Below are 21,017 nucleotides of genomic sequence, written 5' to 3' on the forward strand. Positions count from 1 at the left end.
TCACCTTTTGTCGAGTTCAAGGGTTTTGGTGTCGGAACCGAGCGCGAGGGTCACGGATGTGGCGGTCACCTCGCGGATGACGACGTTGCTGTCAGGCAGCGTCTGTCCAGTGGCGACGACCAGGAAGCCGTCGCGGGTCTTGAGGATGCTGGTGTTGACCGGACCGAGGACAACGGCGTTGAAGCTCAGGTCGCGTTCGGTCACGAAGCGGTCGAGGGCGTTGACCTGCGGACCCGTGTCGATCTGGCTGATGACCGGCGGCAGGCTGGGGGTCGTGGTGGGCGCGCTGCCGACCACACCACCTGCGGCCGGAGTGCCCCCCGCCGTGGGACCCGCACCAACGTTGCCGCCGGGCGTGGTGGGCGTTCCCGCAATAGCTTCCCCACCAGGAAGGTCGATGGTACTGACACTCGGCACCTGCACCTGCGGACGCGGGGTGTTGATGGGCGGACGCGGCGTCGCCACGGGCGTGGAAGCTCCCGGATTGCTGGTCGCTCCACTCGTACCCGACGTGCTGGTCGGGCCACCCGTCCCGGTGGCGGTGCTGCCCGGACGTGACGTCGCACCCTGACCGGTGGTCGCCGTCAGAGGCGTACCATCAAACGTTGTGGCGCTCGGGAGGCGCACCGGCGTGCTGACGCCCGGAACCTCAGGTGCCGGCAGCGCGCCCGTCCCCAGGCCCGTCGCCACGGTGGTGGTCGTCGTGGACGTGCGACCCGGCGTGGTGGTGCTGCCGGTCGTCGTACGCACCGGGGTGTTTACCGTGGCGACCGTCCCCGTGGGGGCCGTCGAGATTGGTCGCCCAGCATCGTCCACCGCGCTCGTACCGTTCGCGGTGGCGTCCACCCGCAGCGGCTGGAAGGGGTTGGCCGTAGGGGTCGCGTCACTGCTGGCCAGACTTGGCGTGGCCGTCTCGTCCGTAGAAGTGGTGGCGCCACCTGTGGTGGTTCCTTCGGGCGTCAGGAAGGGAATCTGCTGCACCTGCGCATTCGCATCCGGGCGGACAACGCTGACGCCGCCGTTGCTGGAGGTACTGCTGGACGTTCCGGTGCCGCCAGGTGCGGGGACACTCGTGGCGCCAGTCTGCGAGGTGGTGCCCGTTGACGTGCCTGCGTCGGTCGTGGTTGTGTCGGCGGGGGCCTGCATGTTGCTATAAGCCAGCCATCCACCGACGCCGCCGAACAGCAACAGCCCAGCAAGGGCAATCTTCATGTTGTTCGACAGGCCCCGCTTGCCGTCGCGTGGGGTCGTTACGTCAGTGTCTTTGGTCATTGCGCGCTCCCAGACGCAGGCGTGGTCGGCGCGGCGGGCGCGGCCGGTGCGGCGTTCGGCGTGCCGGCCTGCGGGGTCGCGGCGTCCGGATTGAAGGTGTACACCGTAACGTTCACGTTGCCCGTCAGGTCCGGGTTGAGGCTGGTGGCCTGGCCCAGGTTCATGCTGATCCCCGACACCGTCGTGAAGCGGCTGAGATTCTCCGCGGAACGCACGAACTGGAACAGGCTGCTGAACGGACCCTTCACTGCCAGCGTCACGCCCAGGGGAGAGACACCGGTCGGCAGCGTGGTTGGGCCGTTGGCGGCCTGCGTGACACCGTAAGAGGTGACTTCTGCGCCAGCAAGTTCTGCATTGCTGCGCAGCTCCTCAATGACGGAGCCGATGTTGGCGGTGCGGGGCAGGGCGCGCAGGAAGCTGGCGCGCTGCTCTTCGAGGCGAGAAACCTCAGTGCGCAGATTGGGCAGTTGCGCCGCGGCCTGCTGGTAAAGCGTGAGCTGCGTTTGTGCCTGCGCGAGCGCCTCACGCTGCGTGTCGATACGGGTTTTGATGCCTGAGAACAAAAGGAAGTACCACAAGAGGCCCAGAACCACTGTGCCCAGCAAGGACAGCAGGAACAGATCGCGGCCTTTCAGGTTAGCGAACATCCGTGCTGCCTCCTGTCGCGGGGGGAGTGGCGGGCGCGGCGGGTGCCGCCGCGGGCGTTCCCGCAGCCGCAGTCGTGGTTGCGCTGGCGGGTTGTGCCGGGGCGACAAGGCCAACCACAGCGTTGAATGTGTAGTCCTGGGTCTGCTCGTCGCGCGTGGCGTTGTTGAAGGTAATACCGAACTCCGGACTGCGTTCGTACGCATTCAGGAAACGGACGAGTGCCTGCGTGGAGCGTGCGCGACCGTTCAGGGTGAAGGTTTTGCTGATGGCTTTGCCATCGAAGGGCGTGGCCCCACCGACAGGCGTTGCAGCTGTGGTGGCGGTCCCGACGGTCAGGGACGTCAGAGCGACATCCTTGACCGTCGGAATCTGGTTCACGAATCGCGCCAGGTCACTGCTCCACGAGGTTTTGGTGGCCAGCAGCTGGTCAGCAGTGTTCGTCACCGCCTGCAGTTCCGTGCGGCGGCGGCTGAGCGTATCGAACTCGGTTTTGCTGGGCTGCAGGGCAGCGATCTGCGAGTTTGCATCGTCAACCTGCCGGTTGAGTTCGCTCTCCTGCAAGCTGTACACGACCGTCACCACGCCCATGATCAGCAGCCCGGTGATCGGTAGGCCGATGGCGGCGAACTTCCAGATGTTCGGCTCATTGCGGCGCCGCATGTTCTGCGGCAGCAGGTTGACTTCAACCACGTTGTTGCACCCCCCGCAGCGCCAGGCCGAGCGGCACTGTGAATTCGGGGGCGTTCACCTGGAGGTAGCCAGTGTCGATGTTCGCCTGGTCGGTCTGTACGGTCAGCCAGGGGCTCGCGACTTCCACGCGGTACCCGAGGGCGTCGCTGATCGCGGCCGGCAGGCCGCGCAGTTTCGCGCCGCCACCTGCGAGGAACGTCCGGTCAATGACGATCTCGCCGCTCTGCACGCGGTAGTACTCCAGGGAGCGGCGAATCTCGGTGAGCAGGTCGCCGAGCACGGGACGGATCACTTCGAAGACGCGTGCGGGGCTGTACTGATCGCGGCCCGCGTCGAAGTTCAGCAGGTCCTCTTCGTCCTCGGTGGGGGTCGTGGCGGTCGCGTACCCGACCTTCACTTCTTCCGCTGCGGTGAAGTCGAGGTCGAAGGCGCGTTGCAGGGCCGTGGTGAAGTCGTCGGCGGCGACGCTGATGTTGCGGGTCATCAGGACGCGTTCGCCGCGTACGAGAGCCATCACGCTGCTGCTCGCGCCGATTTCCAGCACCAGCGCTACCTCGTTGTTCTCGGTGTAGTTGCTGCCGGACAGGGTGCTTTTGTTGAGGTGCTCGCCGAGCAGGTTGCCTTTGAGGGCGCGCAGGGTCGCGAACGGCTTCATGTCAACCACGACCGGTTCGAGCCCGGCGAGGCGCAGGACTTCCACCTGGCGAGCGACCGCTTCGGTGGGAGCGGCGGCGATCACGACTTCCATCTGGCCGTCTTCGGGGATCTGGGCGACGTCGTCAAGGACGTCGAAATCCACGGTGACTTCGTCAATGGGGTAGGGGATGTATTTCTCCGCTTCCCATCGAATGGCTTCCTGCAGGTCCTTGAGTTCCATGCGGGGCACCATGATGTTGCGGGTCACGGCCGACTGGTTCGGAATGGACGTGACGGCGTAGCGCGCGTTGATGCGGTGCTGAGCGAGAGCGTTCTTGAGTTCGGTGGCCACCGCCTGTGGCTCGACGACGAGGCCGTCGCGGATGCTGCCCACGGGTGTGGGGATCATCAGGGCGTGCTGCAGGCTGGGCGGTGAACCAGGCTTGAGTGCGACAATCTTGATGGCGCTGGTGCCAATTTCCACGCCGATAGCATTGGGGCGCGGGTTGAGCAGGCGCTGCATGAAACTCGACATAGTGCCTCCGGAAGACGCGGCAAGTTTAGCATTCTTTCATACGGCTTGGATGCAGAGAAATTCATGCTTTTCCGGGCATTCACGGCGTGTGCACTGCACCGTTTGCACGCGCGCGCCAGCTGTGAACCTCACATGTTTCTCGTGTTCCTCATGGGGTGCATTTACTGTACCGAGCAGCTTCTATGCTCGCAACAGCACAGTGAAAAACGCCACATCGCACGATCTGGCCTGATGTACCACCGTAGAGGCCACCAAGGAAAGCGTTGAGGCGTGGGGGTACGGCTGTGCTGCACTCATACCAAGGCAACCAGGAGCAAACTGCGCGCCTCGGAGTCAACCGGTGTGGGCCTCTTTCAGGCAACGAAGAGGCCCGGCGCAGATGCCGGGCCTCCCAACGGACAGGGTTATTTCAGCTGGGCGATCAGGGCGTCCGTGAATTCCTGCGTGCTGGCGGTGCCGCCGAGGTCGCGGGTGCGCGGGCCCTCGACGAGCACGGTGTTCACGGCGTCGTCGAGCTTGCGGGCGATGTCGTGCGCGCCAATGTGGTCGAGCATGAGCACCGCCGCGAGGACCGTCGCGGTGGGGTTCGCGATACCCTGACCGGCGATGTCGGGCGCGCTGCCGTGCACGCTCTCGAAGATGCCGAACTTGTCGCCGACGTTGCCGCTCGCCGCGATGCCGAGGCCGCCGACGAGGCCGGCTGCGAGGTCGCTGAGGATGTCGCCGAACATGTTCGTCATGACCAGCACGTCGAACTGGCTGGGGTTGCGGACCAGCTGCATGGCGGCGTTGTCGACGATCATGGTGTTGACGTTCAGGCCCTCAACAGCCTTGGCCTGTTCCATGACGGTGTTCAGGAAGAGGCCCTGCGTGACGGGCAGCACGTTGGCTTTGTGCACGACCGTGAGCTTCTTGCGGTTGCGTTTCGCGGCGAGGTCAGCGGCGAACTTGCCGATGCGTTCGCTGGCGTCGCGGGTGATGACGGTGTCCGCGATGGCGGTGTCGCCGTACTGACGTTCCTGTTCGACGTACAGCCCCTGGGTGTTCTCGCGGACGATGACGAGGTCGACGTTCTCGTACGCGCCGGGCACGGGGCGGGTGCGGGTGGGGCGGACGTTTGCGTACAGGCCGAACTTGCGGCGCATGAAGCGGATGGCGCCGTAGAAGCCGGGCACCTTCTCGTTGGGGCTGGTGGCCGCGCCGAACAGCGTGGCGTCCGAGGACTGAACGGCTTCCAGGGTCGCTTCGGGCACGCTGGTGCCCGCTTCGAGGAAGTGCTCGTACCCGGCTTGCGCCTCGACGAATTCGGCGTCGAGGCCGGCGGCCTCCAGGACGCGGCGGGCGGCGGGTACGACTTCGTGGCCGATGCCGTCGCCTTCAATTAAGCAGATTCTGTACTTCGCCATAGCGTCCACCAGTCTAGCTGAGTTCGATGTGCTCCTGACACAATCGGCCCTGCCGTCACTCGCGTGGTAACGCCTCCACCAGCGCGCGCGCCTGGAGCGGTCCGAGCAGAAAGCCTTTGCTGCCGAGCCCACACAGCGCCCACCACCCGCCCGGCGTCCGCCCGAACGGCAGCGTGCCTGACAGCCGCGAACCGGTCCACGTGCCCACGACGTTCTGGGGAGGCGAGCCGGTCAGGGCCTGGACCTTCCCGTCCAGCCAGGCGCGTGACGATGCCGGGATCGGCGCCTCCTGAAACGTGTCGGTGGGCGCCTCGAAGGTGGCGCCCACTGCGCCGCCGCGCGCGGCGGGCGTCAGGTACGCCCCGAAGCTGAGGGGCGCCGGGGACAGGGGGGCGGAGGTAAGCAGCACGGACCCGCCCCGGTGCACGCCTCCGAGGCCGGCCCAGGTGGCCCCCACGCTGCCGCCGCACCACACGACCGTGTCCCCTGTGAGGGCCACGCCGCTGGACAGGGTGACGCTCGTCGCCGACCACCCCAGCGCGCGCGCGCGAACGACCCGCGCCTGCGCCGCCCCCAGAAGTGCCCGCGTGAATGCCCCACCATCCAGCCAGCCGCCCTCTGGAAGGCTCAGCGCGTGCGCCCACCCGGGGGCGAGGCCGGACACGCCCGCCGGATCAACCCACGCGTGCAGCAGATCCAGTGGGAGGTTCCGCTCGAACTTCATTCGCGTCCGGTCATCCGGCACGGGCCTCACGATCCCCTCGCGCCCATGCGGAATGTCGAACCCGGCGCGGATGAGTGCCTCCACGAGCGACCACGTGAGGCGCATGCCGGACACGGCGTCTGCGTCCACCCGGCCGCTCTGGCCACGCACGGGGTTCACGAGCGCGCTCGGCACGCGACTTGCGGCGCTCACGCCCGCATCCACGACCGTCACCTCGAACCCAGCCGCGTGCGCGAAGTACGCCACGCTCGCGCCCGCCACGCCCGCCCCGATGATCAGCGCGCGCATCTACGCAGGCCGCTCCGCCACCAGATGCTCGCGCTTGCCCGGCGGGCCCGCTCGTTTCGTCACCTGTAGCCCCGCAGCGAGGAGCGCGCGGCGCACGTCCCCGGCCGCGCTGTACGTGGTCAGCACGCCCCCCGGCGCGAGAGCGCCCGCCAGCCGTTCGGTGAACGCCGGCGTCCACACCTCCGGGTTGCGCGCGGGGGAAAAGCCGTCCAGGTAGATGGCCGTCGCCCACCCCGCCGGCAGGAGCGCGGCCGTCACATCGTCCACGCGCACGTCCAGATGCACACCCGGGTGGTCCACCGTGAGCGGCGCCCCCCAGCTGGCCAGCACTGCAGCCCAGACGTCATCGTTCGTGTCCTCTGCGGCGGCCTCCAGCACCGAGCGGGGCGCCGGGTCGAACTCGAACGCCACGTACGTCAGCGGCACGCCACGCGTGCGCGCGTCTGCGAGGGTCGCGCGGAAGTTGATGCCCAGCCCGAACCCCACCTCCAGCACGCGCGGCGCACCCTGCAGATGGGTGCGCGACCCCTCCACAAAGACGTGCCGCGCCTGCGTGCGCGCCCCGTGCCGTGAGGAGTAATGCTCCCCGAACCTCGCGCTGTACGCCGTGACGCTGCCGTCCGGCGTGCGCAGCAGCCCGTCCGCGCGGGCGTCTTCTGAATCCACCACCCGCTCACTGTAGCGCCGCCCCCTCCGGTACACTCGGGCCATGCGCGTTTCCCGTACTCTTCGCCTGCTGCTGCCCGCCGCCCTGCTGGGCGCCGCCGCGCTGTTCGTGCGCCGCGTGTGGGCCTACCGTGACCCCATCCGCATCACCCCGCGCGAAACGGACGTGCTCGTCAGCCCGACTGACGGCGTCGTCGTGTACCTCCGCCGCATCGAGAATGGCCTCATCCACGCGGACGGCCTGGCTGAGCCGCTGCGCGTGCAGGAGCTCACGCACGCGCCCTGGCCGGCCGACCCGGCACCGGGCAGCGGCTGGCTGCTCGGCATTCACCGGGGCGTCATGGACGCGCACTTCACGTACGCCCCCCTGGAAGCGGACGTGACCGGGAACATGCACCTGGGCGCCCGCGCGAACCTGCGCGCGCTCAACCTCGCGGACGCCGTGCAGCTGAACGCCATGCGCCGCCCCGTGAACCTGCTGGGCCGCCGCTACGCCCTGGAGAACGAGCGCCAGACGTTGTTCCTGCAGCGTGGCGACCTGCCGGTCGCCGTGGTGGACGTCGCCTCCGGCGCCAGCAGCGGTCAGACGTACGTCCGCGCGGGCGAACGCGTCCGCGCCGGTCAGAAGGTCGGATTCCGCGCGCTTGGGGCGCACGTGGACGTCCTCGTGTTCCGCGAGGACGTGGAGTGGCTCGTCGGCGTGGGCGACACGGTCGTGGGGGCGGAAACGCCCCTCGCGCGGCTGAAGTAACCCCGGCAGGCCCGGGCGGACTGGTCGGTCCGCCCGGGGAGCGGTTCGGGAGCGTACGTCCGGGACGTACGGCAGCATGGCGTCCCGGTTCATTCTGAGTGAGGTTCAAGAGGCTCAGGTGGGCGTTCGCAGTCGCTGCGGGTTCTGCAACGAGCGGCACGGGGCGGCTAGTGATGATGAGCTTAGCCCGACCTTCAGGACACCTGACCTGGATGCCGAGCGCGGCCACCATACAGGGACGTCGCCTCCGTGTAGGTTCGCGGAGCCGCCACGAACCCGCATGCACTTGAGCGGCCCTGATCGGTGCATCAGGGCCGCTCGGAGGGGGAGCGTTTCAGAGGCTGCCGAACGTCATGTCGCGCAGCAGGTTCCGGGCGGCGTCCAGCTCGTCACGGATGATGGTGTGCGGCATGCCCGGGTAAATGCGCGCGTCCACCTGCGCGCCCTGTCGGGTGAGGACCTCCACGGTCTGTTCGTGCCGCGCGAGCGGAATGTGCGCGTCACGGTCGCTGTTGCCGATGAAGACGGGCGTGCCGCTTAAAGTGCGGGTGTGGTCGAGCGTGATGAGGCCACCGCTGAACAGCACCAGCGCGCCGAACCGTCCGCCGCGCCGCGCCACGAACTCGGAGGCGAGGCACGCGCCCTGTGAGAAGCCCAGTACCGCTACGCGCTCCGCCGGGATGCCTGCTTCCGCGAGCTCGGTGAGGGCTGTTTCGAGGCGGGCGAGCGCGCCCTCGAGGTACGGCTGGTTCTGGGCGACGGGCGCCAGGAAGGAATGTGGGTACCACGTGTGCCCGTCGGCCTGTGGGGCGACGTACGCAAACGCGGAGAGGTTCAGGTCGTCGGCGAGGGTCAGGAGGTCAGCGGCGCTTCCGCCCCGGCCGTGCACCATGAGGCACGCGACGCGGGCGTCATGGAGGTCGTGGCCAGCGGTGAGGGTGGGTCCGCCCGCGTGGGGGAGGGCGGTCACTGGGCGCCGCCGATCTCGGTGTGGTACTCGCGGTTCACGATGCGGGGGACGTGCCGTTCGATCAGGTGACGTTTGCTTTCGAACCACGCGGGGAGTTTGAGGGTGCCGCCGAGCTGCTCGACGGGTTCGTCGTCAGGGAAGCCGGGGGCGTCCGTGGCGATTTCGAACAGCACGCCGGACGCGTCGCGGAAGTAGATGCTGTGGAAGTACTGTCGGTCTTGGACGGGTGTGGCGGCGTACCCGGCGGCGCGCAGCTGCGCCATGTACGCGGCTTGTTCGGCGTCGTCACGGGTGCGGAGGGCGACGTGGTGGATGGTGCCGGCGCCGCTGCGGCCGGCGCTCTGCCCGGGGCGTTCGACGGCGTCGACGTACAGGCCGACCTGGGCGCCGGCGCCGCGGAAGCGGTAGCGGGTGCCGCCGGCGGCGGCGTCGGGTTCGTGGCCGACTTCGGTGAAGCCGAGCTGGCCGACGAGGAGCGCGCGGATGCTGCGGACGTCGTCCACCCAGGCGGTGACGCTGTGGAAGCCGCCCAGCATGTGTTCGGTGGGGACGGGGCCGTTGGGCCAGGGGTGGGGTGCCTGGACGTCCTGGTCCGCGATGAGGTCCACGAGGGTGCCGTCGGGGTCTTCGACGGTGAGGGTGGCGGCGCCGAAGCGGGTGGCGTGCTGGACGGTGAAGCCGGCGTCTTCGAGGCGGGCCTGCCAGTAGGGGGCGCTGCGTTCGGGCATGCGGTAGGCGGTGGCGACGACCTCGCCGTTGCCACGGGTGCCGCGTTTGGCGTGCGGCCAGGGGAAGTGGGTCATGATCGTGCCGGGGGTGCCGACCTCGTCGCCGTAATAGAAGTGGTACGTGCCGGGGTCGTCGAAGTTGACGGTGACCTTCACGAGGCGTTGGCCGAGGGTGACGCTGTAGAAGTCGATGTTGTGTTGGGGGTGGCTGGCGATCACGGTGACGTGGTGCAGGCCCTGAACGGGGGATGGGGTCGTGGTCATGCCCAAAGCATAATCGTTCAATGTTAAACGAATATGTGAGGCGTGACACAACGAAAACACATGCATTGTGGTGGCGCGCCCAACCACCGTCATCCCCGCGCGCCTAAGCTGACAGCAACCACGGCCATGACCACGCCCGCCCCCCCACGCCGCCACCCCGACCGGCTGCTGCTGGCGGCGCTCCTTGCCGTCGCCATCGCCGAACTGATCTTCACGCACCTGCCCGGCCGCACCGACACCCTCCGCAGCGTCGTCGGCAACCTCGCCTTCCTGCCCCCCTACCTCCTCGGCGCCACCCTCGCCCTGCGCGCCGCCCGGCGCGTCCCCACCCAACGTCACCTCTGGGCCGCCGTCGCCACCGGCCAGCTCCTCTGGACCGCCGGCCAGGTCCTCTACACCTCCCAGCACCTTAACCGCACCGCCCAGCCGTTTCCCTCCATCGCGGACCTGTTCTTCCTGCTGCTCGCCCCCTGCGTCCTCATCGGCCTCCTCACCCAGCAGCGCCGCCCCATCCCCACCGCCCAGCGCCCCCTGTTCCTCCTCGACCTGATCATCTGCCTCGCCGCCTTCGCCGCCGTGTCCTGGTCGGTCAGCAGCGCCCCCACCACCCCCTTTGAACTCGCCATCGCCGTCGCGTACCCCATCGCGGACCTCGCCACCCTCGCCACGCTGTTCAGCCTGATCGTCTGGCGCCCCCGCGACTTCGCCTCCCCCAGTACCCTCGCGCTCACCCTCGGCCTGCTCAGCCTCCTCACCGTCGACGTCCTGTACCAGCGCCAGATCGCCTGGGGCGCCTACAACATCGGCTTCCCCCTCGATAACCTCTGGGTGCTCGCCAGCGTCTGCTTCGGCCTGGCCGCCGCCCTCGCCACCCGCCAGACCACGCTGCACGCCTGGCTGCGCGCCGCCGCCGTGCTCCGCCTGGCGCTGCCGTACCTCGGGCTCAGCGGCGCCGTCCTCCTCGCCCTCACCAGCCCGCAACTCAACCTCATGCGCGCCCACGGTCACATGGACACCCCACTGCTCATCGCCGTGCTGCTGCTGCTGCTGTCCGGTGCGCGTCAGCTGCTCACGCAACTCGAAAGTCGCCGCCTGCACCGCCAGCTCCGCCAGCGCGAACAGTACGACGCCCTCACCGGCCTGCTCAGCCGCACGCACTTCACGCACGTGCTGCACGGCGCCCTGCGCCGCCCCCTCGCCCTGCTGCTCGTCGATCTCGATGGGTTCCGCCGCGTCAACGACACCCTCGGCCACCCCACCGGCGACGCCCTCCTGCAGGAAACCGCGCGCCGCCTGCGCCGCGCCACCCCGCCCGACGCCACCCTCGCCCGCCTCAGCGCCGACGAATTCGCCGTCATCCTCCCGCACGAAACCGCCGCGACCGCAGGACGCGCCGCCCACCGCGTCCTGAATGCCCTGAACGAACCCTATCCGCTCGATCAGGACACCGCCCCCGTCCGTGTCACCGCGAGCATCGGCCTCACCTTGTGCCCTGACGAGGCCGTCGACGCCACCAGCGCCCTGCGCAACGCCGAATTCGCCGTGCAGGACGCCAAGCGCCACGGCCGTCAGCAACTGCGCGCCTACAACCCCGCCCGCCAGGCGGACGTCACCGCCCACCAGCGCCTCGAAACGCACCTGGAACGCGCCGCCGACCGTGGCGAACTGCACCTCGCGTACCAGCCCATCGTGGACCTCGGCAGCGGCCGCATCGTCGCCGCCGAGGCGCTGCTGCGCTGGACGTCCGCCGATCTGGGCCGCGTGCCCCCCACGCAGTTCATCCCCGTCGCCGAGGAGCGTGGCCTGATCGGCGACCTCGGCTTGTGGGCGCTGAACGCTGCCATCCGTCAGGCGCGCGCGTGGCGCGACCAGGGGCACACGCACCTGCGCGTCAACGTGAACGTCTCCCCGCTGCAGTTTGGCCACGGCGACTTCGTGCAGCACGTGCAGCGCGCCCTCGACCAGCATGGCGTGCCGCCCGCCGCGCTCGCCCTCGAACTCACCGAAGGTGCCCTGATCCGCGACGTGCACGCCTCCAACGACACCCTGCGCCGCCTGCGCGCGCTCGGCGTGTGCATCGCCCTGGACGACTTCGGCACCGGCTACAGCAGCCTCAGCTACCTGCAGGCGCTGCCCGTCGACGACGTGAAGCTCGACAAGTCCTTTGTGTCCGCCATGACGCAGAGCGGCCCGGCGCTCGTCGAGGCCATCGTGCGCGTCGCGCACCACCTGGGCCTCAGCGTCGTTGCCGAAGGCGTCGAGACGCCCACCCACCGCGACGACCTGCGCGCCCTCGGCACCGACCGCGCGCAGGGGTTCCTGTTCGCGCGGCCCCTGGACGCCGAGGACCTCACGGCGCGCCTCGCGGTGACGCCGGCACTGCTGTGAACAGCCGCGCCCCGCTCAGGCAGGGTCGTCCATCAACGACAGGCCCAGCTTGCGCGTGAGCGCCGCGAGCTGCGCGAGCTCCGCTGCGTCCAGCGCCGCGAACACGTCCACGATGCCCGCCACGTGCGGCGGCATCACCCGCATGATCAGCGCCCGCCCCTGCTCCGTGAGCGACACCGTGAACACCCGGCGGTCCCGCGCGTCGCGCTCGCGCCGCACCAGCCCGTCGCGCTCCAGGTTGTCGATCACCAGCGTGAGGTTCCCGCTGGACTTCAGGATCTTGCGCGCAATGGCCCGCTGACTCAGCGGACCAACGTGATACAGCGCCTCCAGCACGCTGAACTGGCTGAGCGTCAGTCCGTACTCGCTCAGGTGCCGGTTGGCCTGCACTTCCACGGCGTGCGCCGCGCGCCACAACTTGATGTAGGCATCCAGCGCGGCGCGCTCCGCTTCCGTTCCTTCAAAACGCGTCGGCATGAGCCCCCACTTTGCGGGGTGCGCCGCATGAAATCAAGGGTGGTTTCACATCCAACGAACGGGGGAGAGCGCCGGCGAGCCCTCCCCACGCTCCACCCCCGGTCGCGCGCCGGACCGTCACTGCACCCGCACGACGTGCGGCGACAGCAGCAGCGTCCGCTCGCGGAACAGCTCCGCCAGCACCGGCGTGAACGTCACGCCCGCCGCCTCCCGCGCGAACTCCGGCAGCTTCCCGCCGCGCGGCGCGTCCACGTGCCACACCGCGCTCCCGTACGGCAGCCCTGCCAGCTCGCACGCGCGCTCCACGCCCGCCCGCAGGTCACCCAGCTCGTCAATCAGGCCGTGCGTCAGCGCGTCCTGCCCGCTCCAGATGCGGCCACGCCCCAGCTCGTCCACGCGCGCCACACTCAACTTGCGGCCCGCCGCGACGCGCGCCGTGAACCGCGCGTACACCTCCTCGATGCTGCGTTCCACCAGCGCCAGCTCCCCTTCCGAGAACGGGCGGCTGCTGCTGTACATCAGCGCGTGCTCCTGCCGCGCCACCCGTTCCGGGTTCAGGCCGTGCCGCGCATTGAACGCCTCCAGCACCGGCTTGCCCGTCACGACGCCGATACTCCCCGTGATCGTGTACGGGCTCGCCAGGATGCGTTGCGCGCCCGCCACCACGTAATACCCGCCGCTCGCCGCGACCGCGCCCATCACCGCCACGACCGGCTTCTCGGACGTCTGCACCTCCCGCCAGATCAGGTCGCTCGCGAGCGCGCTTCCCCCCGGCGAATCCACGTACAGGACAATCGCGCGCGTGGCCTTGTCCGCCTTCGCGCGGCGCAGCGCCGCCACGACCGTATCGCTGCCCGCCATCGCGCCGCCCACCAGCGGAATCGGCAGCGGGTTGTTGCGGCTGCGGCCCGTCACGATCGACCCCTCCACCGATACGACCGCCACGCGCCCGTCGCCCTTCGCGCGGCGCGGCGCCTGCGGCTTCGCGGTCAGGTACTGCGCCGTCTGCGCGAACGTCCGCACGGCCGGCGTCACCAGCTCGTCCTCGTACGCCACGCGGTCAATCAGGCCACGCGCCCGCGCGCCGTCCGCGCTCGTGACCGGGTCCGTCAGCCACCCGCGCACCGTGTCCTCCGGCACGCGCCGCGCGCGCGCCAGTTCCTCCACCCACGCCGCCTCCGTGCCCGCGAGCAGCGCGGAGAGCTGCTCGCGGTTATGCGCGTCCATGCCCTCGTCACTGAAGCGCGTGAGCGCCGCCTTGAACTCGCGGATGCGGACGTTCTCGAACGCCACCCCATGCTTCTTAAGGAACGCCCCCAGGTACGTCGTTTCCATCGCGAAGCCCTGCAGCATCACCTCCGCGCTCTCCGGCGACGTGATTTCCCGCGCGCCGCTCGCCGCGAGCAGCGTCGTCGCGTTCAGGTGTGGCACGAACGCCACAGTGCGCTTGTGCTCGTTCAGGCGCGCTATCGCGCGCGCCAGGGCACGCGCGCGCACCAGGCCGCACGTCAGCTCCCCGAAGCGCAGCAGCACACCGTGCAGCCACGGCGCGTTCCCGAGCTTCTCCAGTTTCGCCTCGAACGCCGCGAGGGTGTCCTCGCGGCTCAGGAGCTGCTGAACGGGATGCCCGCTGCCGCGCAGCTTGTACTCGCCCGCGACGTCCACCACCACCCAGGTGGGGCGCGTCACGCCTTTCGGCAGGTCGGCGGGCGCGTCGTCGGAACGGGAGAACGGCAGGTTCTTGAAGACACTCATGCCCTACGGTACGCGCCGCTCATGAGCGCCGTTCCCGCGCAGCCGCGCCGCCATCGCGCGCGCCCGGCCCGACAGGGCCTGCGCTGCCGCGGCAGGCAGGTGCGCCGCGCACGCCGCCTCGAAGTGCGCGAGCCAGCGCGCCACGTGCTCGCCGCGCACACCCAGGCCCGCATGCACCCCGTTCAGGTTGCCGCGCCACGCGGGCGGGCCGCCCAGCATCGTCACCCAGAACGCCGTCACGCGCGCCTCGTGCGCCGCCCAGTCCTGCACGTGCGCGGCGAACACCGGGCCGAGCACTTCGTCTGCGCGGCACCGCGCGTAGAAGTCCGCGACGAGCGCCGCCAGGCCCGCCTCGCCGCCCACCTGCTGCAGCAGGGACGGCGCGCGCGTCGTCGCCTCGGGCAGCTCCCCCAGGAACGCGCGCAGCAGTGCCGGGGGTGGGGCCTGGCTCACCACGGCGAGCGCGGCACCGTGACGCCACCGGGCTGGCACGTCACCCCACCCGGCCAGCAGCGTCGCCCCGCGCGGCACGGCGCTGATCTCGGCCGCCAGGGGCGCGCGCGGAGGGGGCGCGCCGTCATCCGCCCACCAGCGGCCCAGCGGCCCAGCCGGGTGCACGGGCGCACCCAGCGCGCGGCCCAGCAGCGCCGCCCCGGAGCCCCAGGCGAACACCGGCACGCCCGCGCGCACCGCGCCGGCCACCACGCTGAGCGTCGCCCAGCGATCCGGGCGGTCCCGCACGTCCGCGACGGGCAGCGCGTCGTGCGGCACGAACAGCGCCCGCGCCGACGATAACGCCCCCGCGCTCGCCGGGGTGGCCGGCACCGGGAAGTCCACCGGAAGTGGCGCCGTCGTCAAGAACATAGCCACAGGATACGGAAGCGCCCGGCATCAAGGCCGTGCGGGCTCGGGGGTGCCCCCGAGCCCGCACGGCCTTGATGCTTCAGTCCAGCGTGCGGATGTACGCCTGCAGGTCCGGGATGGCCTCGTCCGGAATCTGCTCTTTCGAGAAGCGCGGCATGGCCGTGCTGAGCTGCCGCTCGGGCGTCTTGCCTTCGCGCAGCGTCGCCGTGAACTGCGCCAGCGTCCACGTTTTCGGGCCGTCGTTGCCGTTGATGGCCGGGCCGACGACGCCCTCGCCGTTCGAGCCGTGGCAGCCCGCGCACGTCGCGAAAATGGCCTTGCCCTGCTCCGGGTTGCCGGTCCGCGCGACCTGCTCGGCCTCGCTGGTGTTGCTGGCGGACGGCGCGCCGCTGCCCGCCGGGGCGCTCGCGTCCGGCTGGGCCGTCGCGGTGCTGCTTTCCTGCGCTTCCTGGACGGTCGCGCCGTTCGCACCGTTCTCGGTCTGGCCGGTCGTGGAGTCGCTCGCGCCCGTGCCGCTCTGGCCGTTCGAGCTGGTGCCCTGGTCGTCCGGGTTGTTCCCGTCGTCGCTGCCGCTGCTGCCCGCCGCACTGCCCGGCGTGCCCGTGGCGTCCGTGCCGGTGTTCCCGGCCTGCTGCCCTTCCGGCGACGCGTCCTGCGACGGGTTCGTGCCGCCCTCCAGGGCCGTGCCGCCCTGCGCACCCGTGCCGCTTTCGGCGCCCTGCTCGTTGCCTTCAGGCTGGCCCATTTCGCCGTTCGCCTGGTTCTGGCTGCCCTCGCCGGTGTTCGCCGTGTTCGGCGCCTTGTCGCCCTCGGCGCTGCTCTCGGCGCCCGGCGGTTCCGCCGTGGCCACGCGGTACCCGAACACCCCGCCGCCCACCGTCAAGGCCAGCAGCAGGGTCACGCTCACCCAGAATGTGCTTTTCGTGCCGTTCATGCCGTCAACGTACCACACGGCCCCAGCAGGATTGTCCCGCGCAGCACGCCCTCAAGGCCCCATGAAGCCCCACGCTCAGGCGTAGCATGGATGCGTGCGCGTCGCCTCCCTCACCCCCAGCAACACCGAGATCGTCACGGCCCTCGGGCTCGCCCACACCCTCGTTGGCGTGGACGACCACACCGACGACCCGCAGGCCGCGCACGCCGCGCGCCTCGGCCCGGACCTCAGCATCGACGTGGACCGCCTCGCGGCGCTCCGCCCGGACCTGGTCCTCACGTCCCTCAGCGTGCCCGGCATGGAACGGGTCGTGGAGGCCGTGGAGCGCGCCAGCCTCCCGCACCTCACCCTCGACCCAGTGACGCTCGCGGACGTCACGCGTGACCTGCACACCGTCGGCGCCGCCCTCGGCGTGCCGGACCGCGCCGACGCCCTCGCCCGCGACTTCGAACGTGACCTCGCCGCGTGGCGCGTGCACGCGCCCACGCCGCCACGCGTGCTCGTCGAGTGGTGGCCCAAGCCTGTGATCGGCGCCGCCCGCGACTCGTGGATCACGGACCTGCTCGCGGGCCTCGGCGCCCAGAACGCCCTCGCGCACCTGCCGGTGCGCAGCGCGCCCCTCACGCCCGAAGCGCTGCGTGACCTGCAGCTCGACCTGCTGGTGCTGTCCTGGTGCGGCGCCCGCAAGCTCCGCCCTGAAGTCGCGCACGCCCGCGGCCTCGGCGTGCCCGTCGCGTGCATTCACGAGCGTTACCTCGGGCGGCCCGGCCCGAACCTGCGTGAGGGCGCGCGGCTCATCGCTCAGGCGCTCGGCGTGCCCGCCTGACCATGCTGCGCGCCGCCCTGCTCGCCCTCGCCCTGAGCGCGGCCCCCACCACCTTTGACGCGCCGCGCGGCTCCGGCGACCGCCTGTACCCGAAGCTCGGCGACGCCGCCCTGGACGTCACGCACTACGACCTCGCGCTGCGCACCGACCCCGGTGTGGATCACCTGGACGGCCAGGCAACCCTCACGATCACCGCGCGCGCCGCCCTACAGCAGCTGAACCTCGACCTGCTCGGCCCCACCGTGCGCACCGTCACGCTGAACGGCGCGCCCGCCTCGTTCCGCCACGCGAACGGCAAACTCATGATCCGCACACCCGCAATCATCCCGACCGGCCGGACCTTCACTGTCCGCGTCACGTACGCCGGGCCGAGCGGCGTGGTCACGGACCTCACCAGCGTGGGCGGCGACCGCATCGGCTGGCTCACCACCACGCGGGGCAGCTACGTCCTCGCGGAACCTGACGGCGCGCGCACCTACTACCCCGCGAACGATCACCCCGCCGACGGTGCCACGTACACGCTGCACGTCAATGCCCCCCGCGCCGTGCAGGTGGTCGCGAGCGGCGAACCCGCGGGGCAGGACACGGCCGGCGCGCGCACCACACACCACTTCCGCGTTACGCAGCCCATCCCCTCGTACGCCCTCACGGTCCACGTGAACCGCCTCGACGTCGTCACGCGCGCCGGCCCGGACGGCATCACCCTCCGCGACGCGTACCCGGTGGGCCTGCCCGCCGCGCAGCGCGCCCCGTTCGCCCGCACCAGCGAGATGCTCACGTTCCTGCAGGACCTGCTCGGCCCGTATCCGCACCGCACGTACGGCGTGGCCATCACGGGCGAGCGGCACTCCGCGCTCGAAACGGCCACGCTCAGCACCTTCCCAGGCGGCCCCACGAGCGAACGCGTCGCCGTGCACGAACTCGCGCACCAGTGGTTCGGCGACAGCCTCCGCCTCGGCGACTGGAGCGACATCTGGCTCAACGAGGGCTTCGCCACGTACACCGAACTGCTGTGGGACGAAGCGCACGGCGCCAACACCGACGCGCTCGTGGCCCGCTGGGTGCGCCGCGCCCGCCAGGCACCCCGGCCGCTGCTCGCGCGCACGCCCGCCGAGCTGTTCGATGCCACCACCTACGACCGGGGCGCCCTGACCCTCCACGCGCTGCGCCGCACCGTCGGCGACCCGCCCTTCCGGCGGATCCTGCGCGCGTACGTGGAACGCTTCACGGGCCGCGCCGTCCGCACTGACGACTTCCTGAGCGTCGTGCGGGACGTGGCAGGGGAGAGCGCCGTCACCACCCTGCGCCCCTGGATCGACGCGCGCGAGGTGCCCGCCCTCCCCTGAGGGGCGCGCCGCTCAGCCCGCCCGCGCGCTCGTAAAGCCCAGCAGCGCCCGCAGCCCCGCGAGGCACACCGCGCGGTATACGTCCAGGTCCGGCGCGTCGTCCGCCAGGAAGCGCAGGCTCAGGCCGTCCACCAGCGCGCGCAGCTGCTGCGCGCGCGCTTCCACGCCCGCAGCGCCACTCAGGCGCGCGAGCTCCTCGTCGAGCGCGCGCGACTCCGCCAGGAACGCCCGCTGTACCCGCATCAGCGCGTCACTCTTCGTGCTGGCCGACAGGAAGTCCACGTACACCGTGTAGAACCGCCGCGTGCTCTCCAGCCCGTAGAACTGATGCTCCACGAACGCCACGAGTTTCGCGTCGGGCGTGCCCGCGAGGCGCACCGCGCGGCGCGTGCTGACCGCCACGGTCCGCACGAACCGCCGCATCACCGCCTCAATCAGGCCCTCCTTGCTCCCGAAGTGATAGGCGAGCGTGCCCTTCGCGACGCCCGCGTGCCGCGCGACGTCCGCGAGCGTCACCCGCGCGTACCCGTGCTGGTAGATCGCGAGGTACGCCGCTTTCTCCAGACCTGCGCGCCGCCGCCGCTCCGCCACCACGTCCACCGTTCGCGCCATCCCGCCCAGAGTACGACGCGGCACCCCCATAGGGGCGCCGCGTCGGGGTGCGCGCGGATTACTCTTTCGGAGCGGCTTCGGTCACGAGGTCCTTGAAGACCTCCACCTTGACCTTCACAAGCTGCGCGTTGATGTACTTCTGCGCGGCTTCGTTCGCGAGCGTGTCGCGGATCTGATCGGCGGCTTCCGCGAGCGGCGCGAGGCCCGCGTCCGTGCGCTTCGTGACGACCACGAGGTGCGTGCCGAACTGCGTCTTGACGGTCTGCACGGTGTTCAGGGGGCCTTTGAAAACCGCCGCGTCGAACTCCGGCACGGTGTCGCCCGGCGCGAGGCAGCCGAGGTCGCCGCCCTGGCCCTTGCTGCCCGGGTCCTCGCTGACTTCAGCCGCGACCTTCGCGAAGTCCTCGCCCTTGCTCAGGCGCGCCGCGACGGTCCGCGCGGTCGCGTCGTCCTTCAGCAGGATGTGCTTCGCGCACGCCTCGGCGGGCCGCGTGAAGTCCGCCTTGTGCGACAGGTAGTAACCGTTCACGACGCTGTCGCTGAACTTGAACTTCCCGCGGATGGTGTCGAGGTACGCGCGGTACAGCTGCGCGTCCGCGATGCTCTGGCGGAGCGCCGCCTCGCTCACGTACCCGCTGCCTTCGAGGGCGTCGGTGTAGTCCGCGTCCGCCGGGTACTCCTTGCGGAGGTCCTCGATGGACTGATCGACTTTCGCGGTGTCCACCTTCAGGCCGCTGTTCGCGGCGAGCTGCAGGACCGCACGCTGACGCGCAACCTGCTCCAGGATTTCCGGGCGGTACTGCACGAAGTACGGGAGCACGTCGGCGCTGAGCGGCACGCCCTGCGCGTTCACGACCTGCGCGACCGCCTGGCGGTACGCGCTCTCGAAGTCCGCGAGCGTCAGCGTCTGCGTGCCGATGCGCGCCACGACCGTCTGCGGGTCGCGGGCGGGCGCCGCCGCGGTCGTGGCGGGGGCAGGCGTGGGCGCCGGAGTGGTTTGCGCGAGGGCCGCGCCGCCCGCGAGCAGCGCGAACGTCAACAGAACTTGTTTCACCCGCCCAGGATACCCCAGGCCCCCACGGGGCGCGCGTGAGGCGGCGGTGAGGACACCTCCACGTGCGGCAACGCGGACCGCAAGGGGCAGTACAATTCACGGCGTGCGCATTGAGCTGCAGGAAATCACCGACGCCCACGCCTACGACGCCGTCGTCGCCGCCCTCCCCATCACCAGCGCCCTGCAGGGCTGGGGCTACGGAGAAGCGCGGCGCGTGCTGGGCCAGACGCCGCAACGCTACCTGCTCCGCAAGGCCGGTCGCACGGTCGGCGCGCTGCAACTGCTGCGCAAGCCGCTCGTGGCCGGCCTCACGACCCTGTACGCGCCGCGCGGCCCCGCCCTGGAAACCCTGGATGACCTCCCGCTCGTCGCCGACGCCCTCAAACGCGTCGGCGGCGTGAACGTGAAAATCGAACCGCCCGTCCCCGTGGACGCCAGCGACGTCATCCCCGAAGCGCTCGGGCCGTTCACGCGCGCCGAAGCGGAACAGCCGGAACACACCATCCTGGTGGACACCACCCGCACCGAAGCGGAACTGCTCGCGGACCTGCACAGCATGGCGCGGCGCAACGTGAAGGCCTACGCGAAAAACGGCGTGACCGTCGGCCGCGACGACGACTTCGAGGCGTTCTGGGAGATCTTCACCGCCACGAACGAACGCGCGAAACTCGGCGCGTTCCCCCGCGCATACTACGAAACCATGCTCCGCGAGGGCGGCCGGTACGGCGGCGAGGCGTACCTGATTCTCGCGCGGCACGAGGGGCGCGCCCTCGCCGGGGGGTTCTACCTCGCGCTGGGCGGCACCACCAACTACCTGTACGGCGGCAGCATCCGCGACGACCGCCCCGGCGAGAACGGCGAGCCCCGCAAGGACGTGAAGGCCCCCACCGCGTTCTACTGGGGCAGCATCCTGGACGCCAAGGCGCACGGCTACCGCGCACTGGACCTGTGGGGCATCCCCCGCGTCCTCGACGAGAGCAAGCACAGCTTCGGGGTGTTCAAGATGAAGGAGAACTTCGGCGGACGCAAGGTCTGGTTCCCCGGCTACCAACTGGCCCTCAGCCCGCTCGCCGGCGCGCTCACGCGCGCGCAGCGCCTCCGCAAGGACCTGAACAACTACCGCAAGCGCGGCACCACCAAAGACGTCCTGTGAGCCCGTACCGTGCGGAGGCGCCCGCACGGT

At 70.5% G+C, this 21,017-nt stretch carries 20 protein-coding genes; 5 read left to right on the plus strand and 15 right to left on the minus strand.

Annotated elements, in window-relative coordinates; translation table 11 throughout:
• From DEIMA_RS17850 to mnmC2, 7 genes are all read right to left on the minus strand, one after another.
• Positions 1-1,272 carry a hypothetical protein gene (locus DEIMA_RS17850; protein ID WP_013556695.1) on the minus strand — a complete coding sequence of 424 codons (1,272 nt, stop codon included), beginning with the start codon at positions 1,270-1,272 and terminating at the stop codon, positions 1-3.
• Positions 1,269-1,919, minus strand: coding sequence for a type IV pilus inner membrane component PilO (locus DEIMA_RS07820; protein ID WP_013556696.1), 651 nt, complete (start codon positions 1,917-1,919; stop codon positions 1,269-1,271). The genes DEIMA_RS17850 and DEIMA_RS07820 overlap by 4 nt, the downstream gene beginning before the upstream one ends.
• Positions 1,909-2,610: a hypothetical protein gene (locus DEIMA_RS18230; protein ID WP_013556697.1), complete on the minus strand. Its 702-nt coding sequence runs from the start codon at positions 2,608-2,610 to the stop codon at positions 1,909-1,911. The genes DEIMA_RS07820 and DEIMA_RS18230 overlap by 11 nt, the downstream gene beginning before the upstream one ends.
• Entirely contained in the window at positions 2,603-3,781 is a 1,179-nt protein-coding gene (gene pilM, locus DEIMA_RS07830) for a type IV pilus assembly protein PilM (RefSeq protein WP_013556698.1), read from the minus strand. The genes DEIMA_RS18230 and pilM overlap by 8 nt, the downstream gene beginning before the upstream one ends.
• Positions 3,782-4,185: 404 nt before the next feature.
• Positions 4,186-5,187, minus strand: a complete 1,002-nt coding sequence (locus tag DEIMA_RS07835) for an isocitrate/isopropylmalate dehydrogenase family protein (protein ID WP_013556699.1) — start codon at positions 5,185-5,187, stop codon at positions 4,186-4,188.
• A gap of 55 nt (positions 5,188-5,242) precedes the next feature.
• Positions 5,243-6,199, minus strand: coding sequence for an NAD(P)/FAD-dependent oxidoreductase (locus DEIMA_RS07840; protein WP_013556700.1), 957 nt, complete (start codon positions 6,197-6,199; stop codon positions 5,243-5,245).
• Complete coding sequence (gene mnmC2 / locus DEIMA_RS07845; RefSeq protein ID WP_425358180.1) at positions 6,200-6,865, minus strand: tRNA (5-methylaminomethyl-2-thiouridine)(34)-methyltransferase MnmC2; 666 nt, start codon at positions 6,863-6,865, stop codon at positions 6,200-6,202.
• A gap of 43 nt (positions 6,866-6,908) precedes the next feature.
• On the opposite strand from mnmC2, the gene DEIMA_RS07850 reads away from it, so the two are divergent.
• On the plus strand, positions 6,909-7,616 hold the full coding sequence (locus DEIMA_RS07850; protein WP_013556702.1) for a phosphatidylserine decarboxylase: 708 nt from the start codon (positions 6,909-6,911) through the stop codon (positions 7,614-7,616).
• 334 nt (positions 7,617-7,950) lie between these two features.
• Here the strand turns inward: DEIMA_RS07850 and DEIMA_RS18650 are convergent, their stop codons facing one another.
• Both DEIMA_RS18650 and DEIMA_RS18655 read right to left on the minus strand, forming a co-directional pair.
• Entirely contained in the window at positions 7,951-8,586 is a 636-nt protein-coding gene (locus tag DEIMA_RS18650; protein WP_013556703.1) for an alpha/beta hydrolase, read from the minus strand.
• Positions 8,583-9,578, minus strand: coding sequence for a ring-cleaving dioxygenase (locus tag DEIMA_RS18655; RefSeq protein ID WP_013556704.1), 996 nt, complete (start codon positions 9,576-9,578; stop codon positions 8,583-8,585). The genes DEIMA_RS18650 and DEIMA_RS18655 overlap by 4 nt, the downstream gene beginning before the upstream one ends.
• 126 nt (positions 9,579-9,704) lie before the next feature.
• Between DEIMA_RS18655 and DEIMA_RS16890 the strand changes: the two genes are divergently transcribed.
• Entirely contained in the window at positions 9,705-11,966 is a 2,262-nt protein-coding gene (locus DEIMA_RS16890) for a putative bifunctional diguanylate cyclase/phosphodiesterase (protein ID WP_013556705.1), read from the plus strand.
• Positions 11,967-11,981: 15 nt separating this feature from the next.
• Here the strand turns inward: DEIMA_RS16890 and DEIMA_RS07870 are convergent, their stop codons facing one another.
• The 4 genes from DEIMA_RS07870 to DEIMA_RS07885 form a co-directional block, all read right to left on the minus strand.
• Positions 11,982-12,443: a MarR family winged helix-turn-helix transcriptional regulator gene (locus DEIMA_RS07870; protein WP_013556706.1), complete on the minus strand. Its 462-nt coding sequence runs from the start codon at positions 12,441-12,443 to the stop codon at positions 11,982-11,984.
• A gap of 117 nt (positions 12,444-12,560) precedes the next feature.
• Positions 12,561-14,198 carry a S49 family peptidase gene (locus DEIMA_RS07875; protein WP_013556707.1) on the minus strand — a complete coding sequence of 546 codons (1,638 nt, stop codon included), beginning with the start codon at positions 14,196-14,198 and terminating at the stop codon, positions 12,561-12,563.
• Positions 14,199-14,201: 3 nt separating this feature from the next.
• The gene (locus tag DEIMA_RS16895) at positions 14,202-15,062 is read right to left on the minus strand and encodes a group III truncated hemoglobin (RefSeq protein ID WP_013556708.1); all 861 of its coding nucleotides are present in this window, start codon (positions 15,060-15,062) and stop codon (positions 14,202-14,204) included.
• Positions 15,063-15,141: 79 nt separating this feature from the next.
• Positions 15,142-15,996 (minus strand): c-type cytochrome, encoded by an 855-nt coding sequence (locus tag DEIMA_RS07885; RefSeq protein ID WP_013556709.1) that lies wholly within the window; start codon positions 15,994-15,996, stop codon positions 15,142-15,144.
• Positions 15,997-16,090: 94 nt separating this feature from the next.
• Here DEIMA_RS07885 and DEIMA_RS07890 point away from each other — a divergent pair, with 94 nt between their 5' ends.
• Both DEIMA_RS07890 and DEIMA_RS07895 read left to right on the plus strand, forming a co-directional pair.
• Positions 16,091-16,822, plus strand: a complete 732-nt coding sequence (locus tag DEIMA_RS07890; protein ID WP_013556710.1) for a helical backbone metal receptor — start codon at positions 16,091-16,093, stop codon at positions 16,820-16,822.
• A 2-nt stretch (positions 16,823-16,824) separates the two neighbouring features.
• Positions 16,825-18,168 (plus strand): M1 family metallopeptidase, encoded by a 1,344-nt coding sequence (locus tag DEIMA_RS07895; RefSeq protein ID WP_013556711.1) that lies wholly within the window; start codon positions 16,825-16,827, stop codon positions 18,166-18,168.
• 12 nt (positions 18,169-18,180) lie between these two features.
• Here DEIMA_RS07895 and DEIMA_RS07900 read toward each other — a convergent pair whose 3' ends face one another.
• Together DEIMA_RS07900 and DEIMA_RS07905 are read right to left on the minus strand one after the other, a co-directional pair.
• On the minus strand, positions 18,181-18,780 hold the full coding sequence (locus DEIMA_RS07900; RefSeq protein ID WP_013556712.1) for a TetR family transcriptional regulator C-terminal domain-containing protein: 600 nt from the start codon (positions 18,778-18,780) through the stop codon (positions 18,181-18,183).
• Between the two features lie 58 nt (positions 18,781-18,838).
• Positions 18,839-19,834 carry a peptidylprolyl isomerase gene (locus DEIMA_RS07905; protein ID WP_013556713.1) on the minus strand — a complete coding sequence of 332 codons (996 nt, stop codon included), beginning with the start codon at positions 19,832-19,834 and terminating at the stop codon, positions 18,839-18,841.
• 103 nt (positions 19,835-19,937) lie between these two features.
• Between DEIMA_RS07905 and DEIMA_RS07910 the strand changes: the two genes are divergently transcribed.
• Positions 19,938-20,987, plus strand: a complete 1,050-nt coding sequence (locus DEIMA_RS07910; protein WP_013556714.1) for a lipid II:glycine glycyltransferase FemX — start codon at positions 19,938-19,940, stop codon at positions 20,985-20,987.
• Positions 20,988-21,017 lie beyond the last annotated feature (30 nt).

This window comes from Deinococcus maricopensis DSM 21211 (genome assembly GCF_000186385.1).
In the GTDB taxonomy this organism is placed as follows: domain Bacteria; phylum Deinococcota; class Deinococci; order Deinococcales; family Deinococcaceae; genus Deinococcus_B; species Deinococcus_B maricopensis.

Coding starts and splice junctions, on each gene's coding strand:
- DEIMA_RS17850 (WP_013556695.1), bottom strand. CDS start 1,272: ATGACCAAAGACACTGACGTAACGACCCCACGCGACGGCAAGCGGGGC.
- DEIMA_RS07820 (WP_013556696.1), bottom strand. CDS start 1,919: ATGTTCGCTAACCTGAAAGGCCGCGATCTGTTCCTGCTGTCCTTGCTG.
- pilM (WP_013556698.1), bottom strand. CDS start 3,781: ATGTCGAGTTTCATGCAGCGCCTGCTCAACCCGCGCCCCAATGCTATC.
- DEIMA_RS07835 (WP_013556699.1), bottom strand. CDS start 5,187: ATGGCGAAGTACAGAATCTGCTTAATTGAAGGCGACGGCATCGGCCAC.
- DEIMA_RS07840 (WP_013556700.1), bottom strand. CDS start 6,199: ATGCGCGCGCTGATCATCGGGGCGGGCGTGGCGGGCGCGAGCGTGGCG.
- DEIMA_RS07850 (WP_013556702.1), top strand. CDS start 6,909: ATGCGCGTTTCCCGTACTCTTCGCCTGCTGCTGCCCGCCGCCCTGCTG.
- DEIMA_RS18655 (WP_013556704.1), bottom strand. CDS start 9,578: ATGACCACGACCCCATCCCCCGTTCAGGGCCTGCACCACGTCACCGTG.
- DEIMA_RS16890 (WP_013556705.1), top strand. CDS start 9,705: ATGACCACGCCCGCCCCCCCACGCCGCCACCCCGACCGGCTGCTGCTG.
- DEIMA_RS07870 (WP_013556706.1), bottom strand. CDS start 12,443: ATGCCGACGCGTTTTGAAGGAACGGAAGCGGAGCGCGCCGCGCTGGAT.
- DEIMA_RS07875 (WP_013556707.1), bottom strand. CDS start 14,198: ATGAGTGTCTTCAAGAACCTGCCGTTCTCCCGTTCCGACGACGCGCCC.
- DEIMA_RS16895 (WP_013556708.1), bottom strand. CDS start 15,062: ATGTTCTTGACGACGGCGCCACTTCCGGTGGACTTCCCGGTGCCGGCC.
- DEIMA_RS07885 (WP_013556709.1), bottom strand. CDS start 15,996: ATGAACGGCACGAAAAGCACATTCTGGGTGAGCGTGACCCTGCTGCTG.
- DEIMA_RS07895 (WP_013556711.1), top strand. CDS start 16,825: ATGCTGCGCGCCGCCCTGCTCGCCCTCGCCCTGAGCGCGGCCCCCACC.
- DEIMA_RS07900 (WP_013556712.1), bottom strand. CDS start 18,780: ATGGCGCGAACGGTGGACGTGGTGGCGGAGCGGCGGCGGCGCGCAGGT.